Annotated in this window: 13 protein-coding genes and 1 pseudogene; 7 read left to right on the top strand and 7 right to left on the bottom strand. The window is 62.7% G+C overall.

The annotated features are described in order from the left end of the window. Positions 1–139 precede the first annotated feature (139 nt). Positions 140–3,247, bottom strand: a complete 3,108-nt coding sequence (locus tag PVZ80_RS02550; RefSeq protein ID WP_009050599.1) for a transglycosylase domain-containing protein — start codon at positions 3,245–3,247, stop codon at positions 140–142. A gap of 577 nt (positions 3,248–3,824) precedes the next feature. Between PVZ80_RS02550 and PVZ80_RS02545 the strand changes: the two genes are divergently transcribed. Continuing rightward, entirely contained in the window at positions 3,825–5,246 is a 1,422-nt protein-coding gene (locus tag PVZ80_RS02545; protein WP_038634833.1) for an amino acid permease, read from the top strand. A 129-nt stretch (positions 5,247–5,375) separates the two neighbouring features. Here the strand turns inward: PVZ80_RS02545 and PVZ80_RS02540 are convergent, their stop codons facing one another. Together PVZ80_RS02540 and PVZ80_RS02535 are read right to left on the bottom strand one after the other, a co-directional pair. Next, entirely contained in the window at positions 5,376–5,975 is a 600-nt protein-coding gene (locus tag PVZ80_RS02540) for a hypothetical protein (RefSeq protein WP_009050597.1), read from the bottom strand. Between the two features lie 10 nt (positions 5,976–5,985). Further along, positions 5,986–6,582 carry a papain-like cysteine protease family protein gene (locus tag PVZ80_RS02535; RefSeq protein ID WP_009050596.1) on the bottom strand — a complete coding sequence of 199 codons (597 nt, stop codon included), beginning with the start codon at positions 6,580–6,582 and terminating at the stop codon, positions 5,986–5,988. 370 nt (positions 6,583–6,952) lie between these two features. On the opposite strand from PVZ80_RS02535, the gene PVZ80_RS02530 reads away from it, so the two are divergent. From PVZ80_RS02530 to PVZ80_RS02520, 3 genes are read left to right on the top strand one after another with little or no spacing between them, the layout of a single operon-like run. Further along, positions 6,953–7,327: a GtrA family protein gene (locus PVZ80_RS02530; RefSeq protein WP_009050595.1), complete on the top strand. Its 375-nt coding sequence runs from the start codon at positions 6,953–6,955 to the stop codon at positions 7,325–7,327. Next, on the top strand, positions 7,324–8,265 hold the full coding sequence (locus tag PVZ80_RS02525; RefSeq protein ID WP_009050594.1) for a glycosyltransferase family 2 protein: 942 nt from the start codon (positions 7,324–7,326) through the stop codon (positions 8,263–8,265). The genes PVZ80_RS02530 and PVZ80_RS02525 overlap by 4 nt, the downstream gene beginning before the upstream one ends. Before the next feature lies 1 nt (position 8,266). After that, the gene (locus tag PVZ80_RS02520) at positions 8,267–9,775 is read left to right on the top strand and encodes a glucosyltransferase domain-containing protein (RefSeq protein ID WP_009050593.1); all 1,509 of its coding nucleotides are present in this window, start codon (positions 8,267–8,269) and stop codon (positions 9,773–9,775) included. A 12-nt stretch (positions 9,776–9,787) separates the two neighbouring features. Here PVZ80_RS02520 and PVZ80_RS02515 read toward each other — a convergent pair whose 3' ends face one another. The 4 genes and pseudogenes from PVZ80_RS02515 to PVZ80_RS02500 all read right to left on the bottom strand — a co-directional run. After that, the gene (locus PVZ80_RS02515) at positions 9,788–10,084 is read right to left on the bottom strand and encodes a cupin domain-containing protein (protein ID WP_009050592.1); all 297 of its coding nucleotides are present in this window, start codon (positions 10,082–10,084) and stop codon (positions 9,788–9,790) included. 73 nt (positions 10,085–10,157) lie between these two features. Next, positions 10,158–10,442, bottom strand: coding sequence for a putative quinol monooxygenase (locus PVZ80_RS02510; protein WP_016703457.1), 285 nt, complete (start codon positions 10,440–10,442; stop codon positions 10,158–10,160). A 68-nt stretch (positions 10,443–10,510) separates the two neighbouring features. After that, positions 10,511–12,130, bottom strand: coding sequence for an FMN-binding glutamate synthase family protein (locus tag PVZ80_RS02505; RefSeq protein WP_028683290.1), 1,620 nt, complete (start codon positions 12,128–12,130; stop codon positions 10,511–10,513). Positions 12,131–12,259: 129 nt separating this feature from the next. Then, positions 12,260–12,450: pseudogene (locus tag PVZ80_RS02500) on the bottom strand (response regulator transcription factor); the annotation flags it as partial. A gap of 241 nt (positions 12,451–12,691) precedes the next feature. Here PVZ80_RS02500 and PVZ80_RS02495 point away from each other — a divergent pair. The 3 genes from PVZ80_RS02495 (at position 12,692) to PVZ80_RS02485 (ending at position 14,302) form a co-directional block, all read left to right on the top strand. After that, positions 12,692–12,964 (top strand): type B 50S ribosomal protein L31, encoded by a 273-nt coding sequence (locus PVZ80_RS02495; RefSeq protein WP_016703453.1) that lies wholly within the window; start codon positions 12,692–12,694, stop codon positions 12,962–12,964. Positions 12,965–13,201: 237 nt separating this feature from the next. Continuing rightward, positions 13,202–13,636, top strand: coding sequence for an NUDIX hydrolase (locus tag PVZ80_RS02490; RefSeq protein ID WP_273863393.1), 435 nt, complete (start codon positions 13,202–13,204; stop codon positions 13,634–13,636). 27 nt (positions 13,637–13,663) lie between these two features. Next, a complete protein-coding gene (locus PVZ80_RS02485) occupies positions 13,664–14,302 on the top strand; it encodes a LysE family translocator (RefSeq protein WP_009050586.1) in 639 nt (212 codons plus the stop codon). Positions 14,303–14,326: the final 24 nt, after the last annotated feature.

Raw genomic sequence — 14,326 nt, 5'->3', positions numbered from 1 at the left:
TCGGAGAATGGAGTTGAGAAGCATTCTTGTAGCCGCTGCCGAAGGCTGCGATAAGGTCCGGAGGACCTTTTGAGGGCCTCAAGAGCACGCCTCCTGCGGAGAGCGGCTACAGGCAGCGGTTATTGGACGGCGGGAGGATTCAGCGTTGCGCCAGGCTGCCCAGGCATTGGGTGTTGCTGCCCGGTTGCAGGTACGGCGTGAGGATCGGCGCCATGCCCTTGAGCACCTGGACCGGCAAGGCCGAGGTGAATTTGAAGCCTTGGGCCGAGGCGCCCGGTACATAGGCGGTCAGGGTGCCGAAGTGGTGTTCGCCGATATAGAACACGAAGGTGGCGGTGCGGTTGATGGATTTCGAACTGAGAATCCGTCCGCCGGAACCGACGGCCTCGATGCGGTTGTCGCCGGTGCCGGTCTTGCCGCCCATGGCCAGCGGGGTGCCGTCGGCCAGCTTGAAGCTGCCGGAGAGGCGCTTGGCGGTACCGGCATCCACCACTTGCGACAAGGCGCCGCGCAGCGCGGTGGCCACTTGCGAAGGCATCACCCGCTTGCCCTCGGCCGGGTCGTTGACCAGCTTGGTTTCATAAGGCGTATCGGCGGCGAAATGCAGGCTGTCGATGCGCAGGGTCGGCATGCGCACGCCGTCGTTGAGGATGGTGCCGACCAGTTCGGCCAGCGCCGCGGGGCGGTCGCCGGAGCTGCCGATGGCGGTCGCCAGCGAGGGCACCAGATGGTCGAAGGGATAGCCGACTTTCTGCCAGCGCTGGTGAATGTCGAGGAACGCCTCGATCTCCAGCATGGTGCGGATGCGGCTGTCGCGCGCGCTCTTGTGCCGGCTCTTGAACAGCCAGCTGTAGACCTCCTGGCGCTCGAATTCGCTGGCTTTGACGATCTCGCTGAACTTGGCGTCGGGGTTGTTCAGCAGGTAGCCGAGCAGCCACAGGTCCAGCGGGTGCACCTTGGCGATATAGCCCTGGTCGGGCAGGTCATAGGAGCCGGGGCCGTAGCTGTAATAGAGCTTGTCCAGGCGTTCGTCGGTGAGTTTTTCCGTGAGCTTGGCGCCCTTGAGGTGCGAGCGAATGAAACTGTTGAAACTCTCCTGGCTGGCTTCCGGCAGCAGGTAGCGGTGCACGGCGGCCAGGCGGATCGGCGTCGGGTGCATGCTGTCGAGGAAGGTGTCCAGCCGCGCCTGGGTGTCCTTGTTGCGGTACTTCTTCCAGAACCGCAGGAGGAAGGAAGTGCCCTCGCGGTCGGCGAACTTGGCCAGGTATTCCTGGCGCCGCGGGTCGCCGTCATCCTTGAGCAGGTTGGCGCTGTTGCTCGGGCCGGCGTAGGTGCTGTAGCGCACCAGGTCGCGCATCAGGCGGATGAAGGGCAGGTTGATGGACTCGCGCAGGGCGTCGCGCAGGGTCGGCATGCGGCCGTTGTCTTCCTTGCGGAAGTTATGAAAGGTGTGCAGCCCGCCGCCGGTGAAAAAGCTCTCGCCGGGGCTGGCCGAATATTTGCGGTCCAGGGCCGCCTCGAGCATTTTCGGCAGGCTGCGATCGTTGTTCTGGATCAGGTAGTCCACGGCCCAGCGGCTCAGGCGATCCTGTTCGGCGATCTCGACTTTCTTCAGCACCGCCGGGGTTTCGGCGCCGTACTGCTCGTACAGTTCGGCAATGATTTGCAGGTAGGTGGTCAGGACCCGCAGCTTGGCCGTGGAGCCCAGCTCCAGCTTGCTGCCTTCGTTGATGTCGAAGGGCTGGTCGGTGCTATCGGTCTGGACCCGCACCCGCGAACCGTCCGGCGTCAGTTCGAGCAGGGTGAAGCTGTAGCGCACCTGGGTGGTGCTGGTCGGCGTCAGCAGGCGTTCGCCGAGCAGGCCGATCTCGCCGGCGAACACCGGGTCGGCCAGGTGCTTGAGGTACTCGGTGGCCTGGCGTTGCAGGTCGCTTTGCAGGGTACTGGTGGCCGACAGATCGAGGCGGTCGAGGTCGTACAGCGGCCGGTTGAGCAGGCCGGCCAGGCGGCTGCGGGCGACGCTGATGCCCTTGTTGGTCTCGATCGGCTGGATCGTCGGTTCCTGCACCCAGTCGCGGAAGGTGGCCTTGCTGGCCAGGGCGGCGGCCGACAGCGGCGTATCGATCACACCGTTCTGGGTCAGCAGGCGGATATGACTGTCGGTGAGTTCGGCCAGCTCCCGGCGGCCCTTGGACAGGTAATGCGAAGGCCGGCGCTGGGCGATCATCAACGACAGCACCTGGCGCAGGGCCAGGCCACGTTGCGCCAGGCTCTGCGGATCGCTGGCGGTGCTCGCCAGCTGCTCGTTGACCTGGGCGAAGTCGGCGCCGTACCAGACCCGCAGCCCTTCGGCCATGCCGTGCACTTCACCGTGGCCGGGCACCGCCGACAGCGGCACGCTGTTGAGGTAGTCGCGGATGATGCGTCGCCGCGCCTCGAGGGTCTGCTGGCCGCCCTGGTAGGCGCGCACGCTGGCGGAAATCATCTGCCGGATCTTTTCCGCGCCGGACACGGTCAAGCCGTCCGGCGAGTGCCGGTACTTTTCCAGTTGGGTCGCCAGGGTGCTGCCGCCCGCCGTCTGCCCGGGCAGGTGCAGGAGCTTGGCCACCTGTGACCAGGCAGCCTTGCCGAAGCGCGGCCAGTCCACCGCCGGGTTGGCCAGGGGCTGGTCGGGGTCGAGCAATTCGCGGTTCTCGATGAACAGCAGGCTGCGCACCATCACCGGCGGGATGGCGGCAAAGTTCGAGTAGAGCTGTTGCGGGTACTTGAATTGATAGAGCGGCGCGGCGCGGCAATCGGTGATCGACAGCCCGGCCTGAATCTTCTCGGTATAGGGTACGAAGAAGCCGTTTTCGCTGTAGTTCATCAAGGCGGGGGAGAAGCGGGTCTGGGCCTCCACCACGTAACCGCGCTTGAGCAGGCGCGCGAGGAAATCATCCAGGGCGCTGTAGCCCAGGCGTTTGTCGAAGGGGCCGGCGCCGGGGTAGACGATGGCATCGCTGGGCCCGGGCGCCATGGCGTAGTTCAGGTCCGCGGCGAACTTGCTGAGTTCGCGCGCCTGCAGTTTCGAGGTGCGCATTTCCTTGGACGCGGCAAAGCCGAGGGCGACCAGCGCCATCAGCAGCAATAGCCAGAACAGCCGCCACCAAAGCCGGCTGGAATGGGACTTTTCAGGGATAGGCGCTTCTTCCACGCGATCAGTTGGCACTACATTTTTACTCGAATCGGTCTGTCGCAAAGCACCCATAGTCGACTGATCCATTCACGCAAATTGATCGGACTTGTCTGAAGCTTAGACGGTGGTGGGCAATGGTGAAAAATTTGTGATCGACCTGAAAGCATTCACCTCCCCCTGTAGGAGCGAGCTTGCTCGCGATAAACCCGAGGGCGCCGCGATGCTTCGGATACACCGCGTCATCGTTGACGACCATCGCGAGCAAGCTCGCTCCTACAGGGGGGGCGAGGCGAAAGAAGCCTGAGATAGAGCCATCACGACCGGTAAATAGGTCCTAGGTAGGGGCATGACGCTGCACCATGGCTGTGCAATACTCGGCGCCGTTCAAAAATGACAAACGGCAAAAAATCCAGGTAATGCCACTCCGCAAAACCCGAAGATACCGAGATTTCTCTCTGAATTTAGCTGTTTATAGAGTGAAAAAGCCTGCCGTCAGCTTTTTATACTGCACGCCCCACTGATCTTGCAGGATTTGTCCTACAAGACGTGTCGGCCCACAAGGTCGATCCGATCTGGCGGGTACGGGTTATCCGTCCGCTCCTTACAGACTCGGTGGCTCACATCCAATAACAAGATGAGGTTGTACCCTATGCCAGTTGGCAACCACCTGCCCCAAGGCGAGACCGCTCAAGGCGGCCCGCTGAAACGCGAACTCGGCGAACGGCATATTCGCTTGATGGCGCTCGGCGCCTGTATCGGTGTCGGCCTGTTCCTCGGTTCGGCCAAGGCCATTGAAATGGCCGGTCCGGCCATCATGCTGTCCTACATCCTCGGCGGCCTGGCGATTCTGGTGATCATGCGCGCCCTCGGCGAGATGGCCGTGCATAACCCGGTCGCGGGTTCCTTCAGCCGTTACGCGCAAGACTACCTGGGCCCGCTGGCGGGCTTCCTCACCGGCTGGAACTACTGGTTCCTGTGGCTGGTGACCTGCGTCGCGGAAATCACCGCGGTGGCGGTGTACATGGGCATCTGGTTCCCCGATGTGCCGCGCTGGATCTGGGCCCTGGCGGCCCTGGTGAGCATGGGCTCGATCAACCTGATCGCGGTCAAGGCCTTCGGTGAGTTCGAGTTCTGGTTCGCCCTGATCAAGATCGTCACCATCATCGCCATGGTCATCGGTGGCATCGGCATCATCGCCTTCGGTTTCGGCAATGACGGCGTGGCGCTGGGCATTTCCAACCTGTGGACCCACGGCGGTTTCATGCCCAACGGCGTGACCGGTGTGCTGATGTCGCTGCAGATGGTGATGTTCGCCTACCTGGGCGTAGAGATGATCGGCCTCACCGCCGGTGAAGCGAAGAACCCGCAGAAGACCATTCCCAACGCCATCGGCTCGGTGTTCTGGCGCATCCTGCTGTTCTATGTGGGCGCGCTGTTCGTGATCCTGTCGATCTACCCCTGGAACGAAATCGGCACCCAGGGCAGCCCGTTCGTGATGACCTTCGAGCGCCTGGGCATCAAGACCGCCGCCGGCATCATCAACTTCGTGGTGATCACCGCCGCGCTGTCGTCCTGCAACGGCGGCATCTTCAGCACCGGGCGCATGCTCTACAGCCTGGCGCAGAATGGCCAGGCCCCGGCCGGTTTCGCCAAGACCTCGAACAACGGCGTACCGCGTCGCGCGTTGCTGCTGTCGATCTTCGCCTTGCTGCTGGGTGTGCTGCTCAACTACCTGGTGCCGGAGAAGGTGTTCGTCTGGGTGACCTCCATCGCCACCTTCGGCGCGATCTGGACCTGGGTGATGATCCTCCTGGCCCAGCTCAAGTTCCGCAAAGGCCTGAGCGCCTCGGAACGTGCCGGGCTGAAATACCGCATGTGGCTGTACCCGATCAGTTCCTACCTGGCCCTGGCGTTCCTGGTGCTGGTGGTGGGGCTGATGGCCTACTTCCCGGACACCCGCGTGGCGCTGTATGTGGGCCCGGCGTTCCTGGTGCTGCTGACGGTGCTGTTCTACCTGTTCAAGCTGCAACCGAACAATGCCCAGCAGGGTGCGGTGCGTTCGGCGTCGTAACCCCATCAGGCGATAACACAAAAAGCCCCGGTCATTGACCGGGGCTTTTTTATGCGGGCGATATTGCTGCGGTTCCAGGTTTTAGTGTTGTGACCATCCGTTCACCGCAGCCCGATCGCCGGTGCGCGGTCAGCTCCCCAACAGCCCGGTGGTGTCCGCATCGAACGCCGCTTTCGCTCGCTGGGCGGCGGGCGCCAGCAAGGCCAGCAGCGCGGCCTCGCTGTACAGCTTGGTGCTCGCCAGGTGCTTGGGCGTCGGCTCGATCGGGATCAGCACGTCTTCGTCGCTGGCGTGCAGCCAGATCGCCACCACCTGCAGCGCCGAGACAAACAACACCCGCAGCTCGAAGGTCCGGCCTTTGAGGTGCGGCGCCTGTTCCGCCAGGTTCAGCGCGTTGACCGTGGCCGACGCCAGGGCGCCGTGGTTCAGGGACGAGAACTCGACCTGGCCAGCGATCTCGGCCAGTTGGGCGTCGGCAATCGACACCCCGTCGCTGAACACCAGGTAATGCCAGTCCCCCAGCGTCGCCTGTTGCAGGCCTTTGCCTTGGGCCAGGTCTTCCAGGCTCAGCGAGTAGCCGCGGTAGGGCTCGGACAGGCTCACTTTACTGGCGGTGGCCTGGGCGAACTGGCGGTTGACGCCGAAACCTTTGCTCTGCAGGGCGGCCTGGAGAGCCGGGCGCAGTACCTGAGCGCCGTTGGCAGGTGCCTTGGGATAAGTCAGTTGCATGCTGCCCTCCTTAGTTTTTCCGAGTGAAGTAGGTGGTGGTCCAGTTGCCGCCGCCGTTGTACGAACGGGGGAAGGTGTTCAGGGCGCGGGTCGAATAACCGTAGATGGAGTCCGCAATCAGCAGGTAGCTGCCGTTGGTGCCATAGATCGCCAGAAAGTGCGCGCCGCCACCAAACCAGGCACAGCGCAGGCCGACGGGGCGTCCCATGTTGATCTGGTTGTCGATGGCCGACAGTTGGATCGAACCCTGGCTCATGCCACCAAAGCTGCGGGTGGTTTGCAGGGCCGAGTCCAGGTAGCCGTACACGTTGCACGGCCCCGGCTGGTTGCAGCAGGTATTGCGCCCCAGTTGCGCGTTGGCGACCCCGCATTGAGTCCAGGAACCGGTGCGGTAATAGTTGCCGACCGAGGCCGACAGCGCGGCCCAGCACCAGTTGGTCTGGGTTTGCTGCTGAATGCTGAAGTTGAGGCTGGCGGCCAGGGCGGCGTGTTCCGCGCTGTCGTCGACTTCGCTCAGTCCGGCATCGAGCAGGGTGCCGACCAGGCACTGTGGCAGTGCTTGTGCAGGACCTGTGCGGGTAAAGGGTGTGTCTTCAAGGGTTAACATTTTCATCCTCCATGAGTGAAAACAAGCGTCCAGCTTGTGTCGTTGTTGCGTATTGCGATGAAGCGGTTTTCTGAGGCCCGTGACCGGCCTGCGGGGTTCGCCATCCTCGATGGCCTGCTCCGGTCGGGCTCAGGGGTAACCTTAGTTGTAATATGCATTTATGCAAATTAAATTATGCATTGATGCAATTTGTTGCGGGCAAGCAGCCAGGCGAGGAGAGGCCAGGGAGGCGGCTTGCACGACAACGGCCCATGCCGGCCGGCTTGGATGCCGCACGTCTGAAAGAGCGCTGGATCAGCGATTTCGCCAATCGATGGGCAGAAAAACCTGCCATACAAGTTGAGCGATATTCAACGCGGGAGAGTCACCCATGAGACTCTTATGGAAGGGAATCTCCAGATACACGGTGATCGGCATCGCCAACACCTTTATCCACTGGCTGGTGTTCTTTTTGCTGAGCCTGGTGGCGGGCCTCAGCCAGGCGCTCAGCAACCTGGCGGCCTTTTGCGTCGCGGCGTCGTTTTCTTTCTATATGAATGCGCGTTTCACCTTCGCCGCCAGGAGGTCAATCGGCGGCTATCTGCTGTTCCTGGGCGGCATGGGCGCGCTGAGCCTGGGTGTCGGGCATGCCGGGGATGTGTGGCGGCTGCCCGGCTTGCTGACGGTGCTGGTGTTTTCCGCCCTGAGCCTGGTGGCGGGGTTTCTGTTCGCCAAGTACCTGGTGTTCCGCGAGTGTGAGCCATGAAGATCTCGCTGATCGTTCCGGTCTTCAATGAAGAGCAGGCCATCGGCCTGTTTTACCAGGCGGTGCGTCGCGAGTTGCGCTTCGAGCAGGGCGAAGTCGAGATCGTGTTTATCAACGACGGCAGTTCCGACCGCACAGCCGAGGAGGTCAAGGCCCTGGCGCAGGTGGACGAGCAGGTGCTGCTGATCAACTTCTCGCGCAATTTCGGCAAGGAGCCGGCGTTGTTCGCCGGGCTGGAACACGCCACTGGCGATGCAGTGATTCCCATGGACGTCGACCTGCAGGACCCGATCAGCGTTATCCCGCGGCTGATCGAGGAGTGGCAGAAGGGCGCCGATGTGGTGCTCGCCAAACGCCGCGGGCGCGCCGCCGACAGTTACCTGAGGCGCTGCAGCGCGGCGCTGTTCTACCACCTGCTGAACCGGATCGCCTACACCCGGATCGAGGAAAACGTCGGCGACTTCCGGCTGATGGATCGCAAGGTGGTCGATGTGATCCGCACCCTGCCCGAGCACCAGCTGTTCATGAAGGGCGTGCTGTCGTGGGCCGGCTTCACCACGGTGGTGGTGGAGTACGAGCGCGCCGGGCGGGTGGCGGGCAACAGCAAGTTCAATGGCTGGAAGCTGTGGAACCTGGCGCTGGAAGGCATCACCTCGTTCAGCACCGTGCCGTTGCGATTGTGGACCTACGTCGGTGGCGGCATCTCGATTTTCGCCGTGCTCTACGCGGTGTACATGGTCCTGGACAAGATCTTCTTCGGCAACAGCGTGCCCGGCTACCCTTCGTTGATGACCGCCATTCTGTTTCTCGGCGGTGTGCAGTTGATCGGCATCGGTATCCTTGGCGAGTACGTCGGGCGTATCTATATCGAGGCCAAGCATCGGCCGCGCTACGTGATCAAGGACGTCATCGGCGGCAAAGACCGCCTGGGGCTCTAGCATGGACAGAATGGGCAGCTTGCTCAGCGGGGAACTCGGACGCCGCCAGGTCTGGCTGTTTTTTCTGTTCGCCACCATGTTGTATGTGCTGCCGCTGATCCTCGCCGACTTTCCCTATATCGATGACAACTGGCGTTCGCTGTCGGCCGGCACCGCCTGGACGGAGCAGGGGCGGCTGTTTACCGAACTGTTCTACAACGCCCTGACCTTCAGCGGCGCTGCGCCGAACATCTTTCCCTTGCCGCTGCTGATCGCCACGCTCGCCATGGCCTCGGCACTGACCCGCCTGACTTTCCATTACTACCCGCAACCGACGGCGGCCTGCTGCATGGTGCTGTTGCCGCTCTGGTACAACCCGTTCTTTCTGCAGAACCTGTCGTATCAGTACGACGGCCCGGCCATGGCCTTGAGCCTGGTGGCGGTGATCTTCTCCATCACCTATCGCAACCCGTACCGCGTGCTGCAATGGCTGGTGCCGGCCTTGCTGGTCGCGCTGGCCATCGGGCTGTATCAGATCAGCATCAACGTGTTCCTGGGCCTGTGCTGCCTGGAGGTGATCCGCGGCGCCAATGACAAGACTGCCTGGCCGCGCTGGTGGGAAATGATCGGCTGGAAGATCGCCCAGGCGGCCCTGGGCTGGATGATCTATTGCGTCACCGCCTACCCCTTCATGGATCAGACCCGCACCTTGCTGTTGAACTGGTCGGCGCAGCCCTTGCTGCAATTGCAGGTCAACATTGGCAGGGTGCTGGAAAAAGTCGTGCTGCTGTTTCACGGCGGGTTCGCCTGGGTGTTCGCCGCGCTGGCGCTGTGTGCCCTTGCCGGTTGCGTGCGGCTGGGGATGAACCTGTTCAAGCGGCCGGACAGCGGCCTGAAAAAGGTCGTGATGGCGCTGGTCTGCCTGCTGGCATTGCCGCTGGTGATTGTGCTGGTGTCGGGGATCGCGCTGTTTTTCCGCGACTTCAATGAAGGCGCCCGGACCTTGATGGGCTTCGCGCTGCTGTTGGTGTTGCTGTTCTATCTGGGCCACCTGGCGTTGGCGGCGCTCCATGAGCGCTTGCCGCTGCTGCTGATGGTGCCGCTGCTGGCGATGTTGTCGCTGTCGTTCGCCTATGGCCGGGTGCTGACAGTGCAGAAAACCCTGGCGGCCAGCGCGCTGTCGAGCCTTGAGCGCGACATCACCAGCCACCCACAGTTGCGCGAGGCCAAGCGCATCTATATGTCGGTGACCTATTCCGATCACTGGCTGCTGGCGGCCGCGGGCTCGTTCAAGCAGATGCCGGTGCTGCACTACCTGCTGAATATCGACTTCTTCATGCTGGCGGAGAACCTGCCCAAGGTGGGCATTGCCAACGTGGTCGCGGAAAGGGAGCGGCGCAATGCGACCCTGGCCGGTTACCAGGGCTATCCACCGCTGGTGGACAGCCGCTATTACCGGATCTACCTGCTGGGGGACTACGGTTTTATCGTCATGAAGGAACCGGCGCCGATCAAGACGCTGCATTGGTGAGCGCCAGTCAGGCTAGATATCGATAATCACCAGGGTGCCGTGGCTGCCGGGCAGCACCGCATGAGGCAGCCCGGCTTCGACCAGGTACATCTGGCCTGCGTTCACCCTCACCTCACTGCCGGCAATGCCCAGGCGCAGGCAGCCATGGGTCACCAGCAGGGCTTCGTTGTAGTCGTGGCTTTCTTCGGCGTGGGCCTGTTGGTCCATGCGCAGCACCTTGATGCGCGCCGGCCCGACCTGGCCCACCACGGAGGACTTCCAGCTGGCGGGCAACTGGCTGGACAGCGAATCGAATGACAGCAATGGCATGTGGAACTCCCAAAAGTCAGGGGTGCTGCGGTCTGCTTTCGGTGGTCCGGTCAAGCATCATGGGGGCGTTTTTTCAGAATTCGTCCATCAGCAGCACACGGCATTCCCTGGCCTGGAACGCATTGATCTGCGGCACCAGGCGAGTGAAGTGCTCGGTCTGGCAATGGGCCTTGAGCGCCGCGCGGTCTGGCCATTGCTCGATAAAGATGAAGTGCCCCGGGTCTTGCTGGTCGACGAACAGGTCGTAGGCGATGCAGTCCGGTTCCTGGCGGGTTTTCTCCAGCAGTTCGGCGTACCAGGGGCGCACGGTGTCGAGGTGTTCGGGTTTGATGAAGTCTTCGGCGATGACTTTGAGCACGGGTTTGCGTCCTTTGCCTATCGATGAATAACACCCCGCCACGCGGGCGGGGCGTCGAGGGTGGCTGCTCAGGCCGCGGCTTCGCTGTTGGGCTCGAAGCTGTCGGCGCGCGCCAGCTGCCACATGCGTGAATAGAACTCGCCGGTGACCGCGCCGGTGAGCAGTTCGCCGGGCTTGAGGAACACATGCAGCTGCGAGAACAGCTTGATCTCGGTGGCCGACATGCGTCGCACCAGGTGCCTGGCTTCCAGTTGCGACGGGTGATTCAAGCCCGCGGCGGCAAGCATTTCGGCCAGGGCCTTGAGGGTGTTGCGGTGGAAACTGAACACTCGTTGCGCCTTGTCCGGCACCACCAGCGCGCGCTGGCGCAGGTTGTCCTGGGTGGCGACGCCGGTCGGGCATTTGTTGGTGTGGCAGCTTTGCGACTGGATGCAGCCGATGGCGAACATGAAGCCGCGCGCCGAGTTGGCCCAGTCGGCGCCGATGGCCAGCACGCTGGCGATGTCGAAGGCGCTGACAATCTTGCCGCTGGCGCCGAGCTTGATCTTGTCGCGCAGGTTCAAGCCCACCAGGGTGTTGTGCACGAACAGCAGGCCTTCGCGCATCGGCGCGCCGATGTGGTCGGTGAATTCCACCGGTGCCGCGCCGGTGCCGCCTTCCTTGCCGTCGACCACGATGAAGTCGGGGAGGATGCCGGTTTCCAGCATGGCCTTGGCGATGCCCATGAACTCCCACGGGTGGCCGAGGCAGAACTTGAAGCCAACGGGCTTGCCGCCGGACAGCTCACGTAGCTGCTGGATGAAATGCATCATCTCGATCGGCGTGGAAAAGGCGCTGTGGCTCGATGGCGAGATGCAGTCCTCGCCCATGCGGATGCCACGAGTGTCGGCGATTTCCTGGGTCACCTTGTGCTTGGGCAGGATGCCGCCGTGGCCGGGCTTGGCGCCCTGGCTCATCTTGATTTCGATCATCCGCACCTGCGGGTTCTGCGCCTGCTGGGCAAAACGCTCCGGGTCGAAACGGCCGTCGCTGGTACGGCAACCGAAATAGCCGCTGCCCAGCTCCCAGGTCAGGTCGCCACCGTTTTCCCGGTGATAGGGGCTGATGCTGCCTTCGCCGGTGTCATGGGCGAAGTTGCCGAGCTTGGCGCCCTGGTTGAGGGCGCGAATGGCGTTGGCGCTGAGGGAGCCGAAGCTCATGGCCGAGATGTTGAACACCGAGGCCGAGTAGGGTTGCTTGCACTGCGGGCCGCCGACCGTGACGCGGAAGGTGCTCGGGTCGCTCAGGGGCGCCGGGCGCATGGAGTGGCCGATGAATTCGAAACCCGACTGGTAGACGTCGATCAGGGTACCGAACGGCTTGTCGGCGCTTTCGTTCTTGGCCCGCGAATAGACCAGCGAGCGCTGGGCCCGGGAGAAGGGCAGGGCGTCGCTGTCGGACTCCAGCAGGTACTGGCGGATTTCCGGGCGGATGCCTTCCACCAGGTAGCGGATATTGCCCAGGATCGGGTAGTTGCGGCGCACCGCGTGAGGGCTTTGCAGCAGGTCGAAAATGCCCAGCAGGCTGAGCAGGAAGGTGACCAGGGTGAATGGCCAGAGCCAGTCATGTTCGAGAAAGGGCAAGCTGGCGAGGGTGAAAATCACGCAGGCAGCAAAGAAGGCGTAGCGGCTCAGGAGGGACAGGCTCATACGGTTTCCTTGGTTCGGACTCTATAGATTTCGTTTTTGGGTACTCATTCTTCTTGTGTGGCCAACGATCTTGTTGTTGTAGAGAACGGCCGTGGCGCAGCAGCTGTGCGCACATGGCAGCCTCAGGCGTCAGGCATTCTGCGCCTGGAGAAAAATCCAAAACAGCTCGGACCGGGACTTGATGCCCAGCTTGTCGTAGATGTGTTTCTTATGGACTTTCACGGTTTCGGCAGAGGTTTGCAGCTTACGAGCGATCTCCTTGCCGGAGCAACCGCTGAGCATCAAGTGCCCGACCTCTCCAGTTCGCGGGCGGTCAATTGCATGCTCTTGAGGCGTTGCAGCGAATCTTCCAGGTGATTGCGCCAGTTGCCCCGGCATTCGGCGAACACCCGCGTGGCTGTTCGTTGAGCGCTTTGGGCAAGCGTGAACGCCTGGAGCCGGGCGTTGCCGAGGGAGATAGACGATTGACAGCTTTCCTTATTGCAACTGGTTCTCGTTTCCATGATTGAATAATGTTACTGTATAACTCAATTCAGCCTTAGCTATCCCCTGGAGACTCCCATGAAAGCCAATATCCATCCTGCCTACCGCACCGTGCTGTTCCATGACACCGCCGCCGACGTGTACTTCCTGATCGGTTCCACCGTGGACACCGACCGCACCCAGCGCCACAGCGATGGCAACACTTACCCCTATGTCGCCCTCGACGTCTCCAGCGCCTCGCATCCGGTCTACACCGGCCAGCAGCGCAAGACCCAGTCCGAAGGGCGGATCGCCGGCTTCAACAAGCGTTTCGCATCGTTCGGTTCGTCCGGCAAGACCGGTAACGCTTGAGGGCCCCGGCCCTTGCCGCGTACCCGCTCGTTCCTGCATCGCTGTAGGAGCGGGCGGCATCCTCTTTTCTATTCCCCTCTCTATTCCGGGCTGTCCATGGAAGGCCTGGGAGGCAAGCGCTTCGTCCCGCCGCCCGAGGCGCCGGGTGTATGGAAAAAACAGCGGCCGACTGTGTCGTGACGACGACTCGCCAGTCATGGGATCCTTGCCGCCTCGCGTAACCGATCCAGGTTTTTCATGACTCTTTCAAGCACCACACCCCCCCTTATCCGTATCGCCGCGGCCCTGCTGATCGGCCCCGACGGCCGTACCCTGCTGGTGCGCAAGCGCGGCACCCAGGCCTTCATGCAGCCAGGCGGCAAGATCGAGCCGAGCGAGTTGCCGGCCCAGGCCCTGGCCCGTGAACTGGAAGAGGAACTCGGGCTGCGTATCGCCCCGGCCGACGCCCGTTACCTGGGACGTTTTTGCGCACCGGCGGCCAACGAGCCGGGTTTTGTGGTCGAGGCCGAATTGTTTCGTCTCGAACTGGACACCGACGAGGTCCGGCCCGCGGCGGAAATCGAGGAGGTCCGCTGGATCGATCCGGAGGCTGGCGACGAGCTCACCCTGGCCCCATTGACACGCGACCTGATCTTGCCGTTCTATCGCGCCTCGCAACTGGCCTCGGCCTGATTTTTCAAGGACAAAGGATTGCCCATCATGATTCCCCTTCACGACATGTTGATCTTCATCGCCGCAGCCTTGCTGATGGTGCTGACCCCCGGCCCCAACATGATCTACCTGATTTCCCGTTCGATCTGCCAGGGCCGCCGGGCAGGCGTGACCTCGCTGGTCGGCGTGGTGGCCGGTTTCTTCGTCCACCTGTTCGCCGCGGCGATCGGCCTGACCGCGGTCTTCATGGCGGTGCCGGTGGCCTATGAGGTGCTCAAGTGGGTCGGCGCCCTGTACCTGATGTGGCTGGCCTGGCAGGCCCTGAAGCCGGGCGCGCGTTCGCCGTTCGAGGCGCAGCAGCTGCCGCCGGACTCGTCGCGCAAGCTGATCCTGATGGGGTTTCTCACCAGCGCCCTGAACCCGAAGATCGCGGTGTTCTACCTCTCGGTCTTTCCCCAGTTCATCAGCCCGGAACACGGTTCGGTGTTCACCCAGAGCATCATCCTCGGCCTGACCCAGATCAGTGTGAGCTTCAGCGTCAACCTGCTGATCGCGCTGTTCGCTTCGGGAATCGCCGCCTGGTTCGTGCACAACCCGCTGTGGCTGGCGACCCAGCGTTATTTCATGGGCTTCGTGCTGGCCGGGCTGGCGGTGCGTCTGCTGCTGGAACAACGCCAGACGGCCTGATCCTTTCATTCACCCGCGAGCCCG

It is taken from the genome of Pseudomonas sp. B3G-3, assembly GCF_028640915.1.
Classification (GTDB): Bacteria; Pseudomonadota; Gammaproteobacteria; order Pseudomonadales; family Pseudomonadaceae; genus Aquipseudomonas; species Aquipseudomonas chlororaphis_I.
The sequence above is the reverse complement of the archived record's forward strand: the minus strand, read 5'-3'. Positions and strand labels throughout refer to the sequence as shown.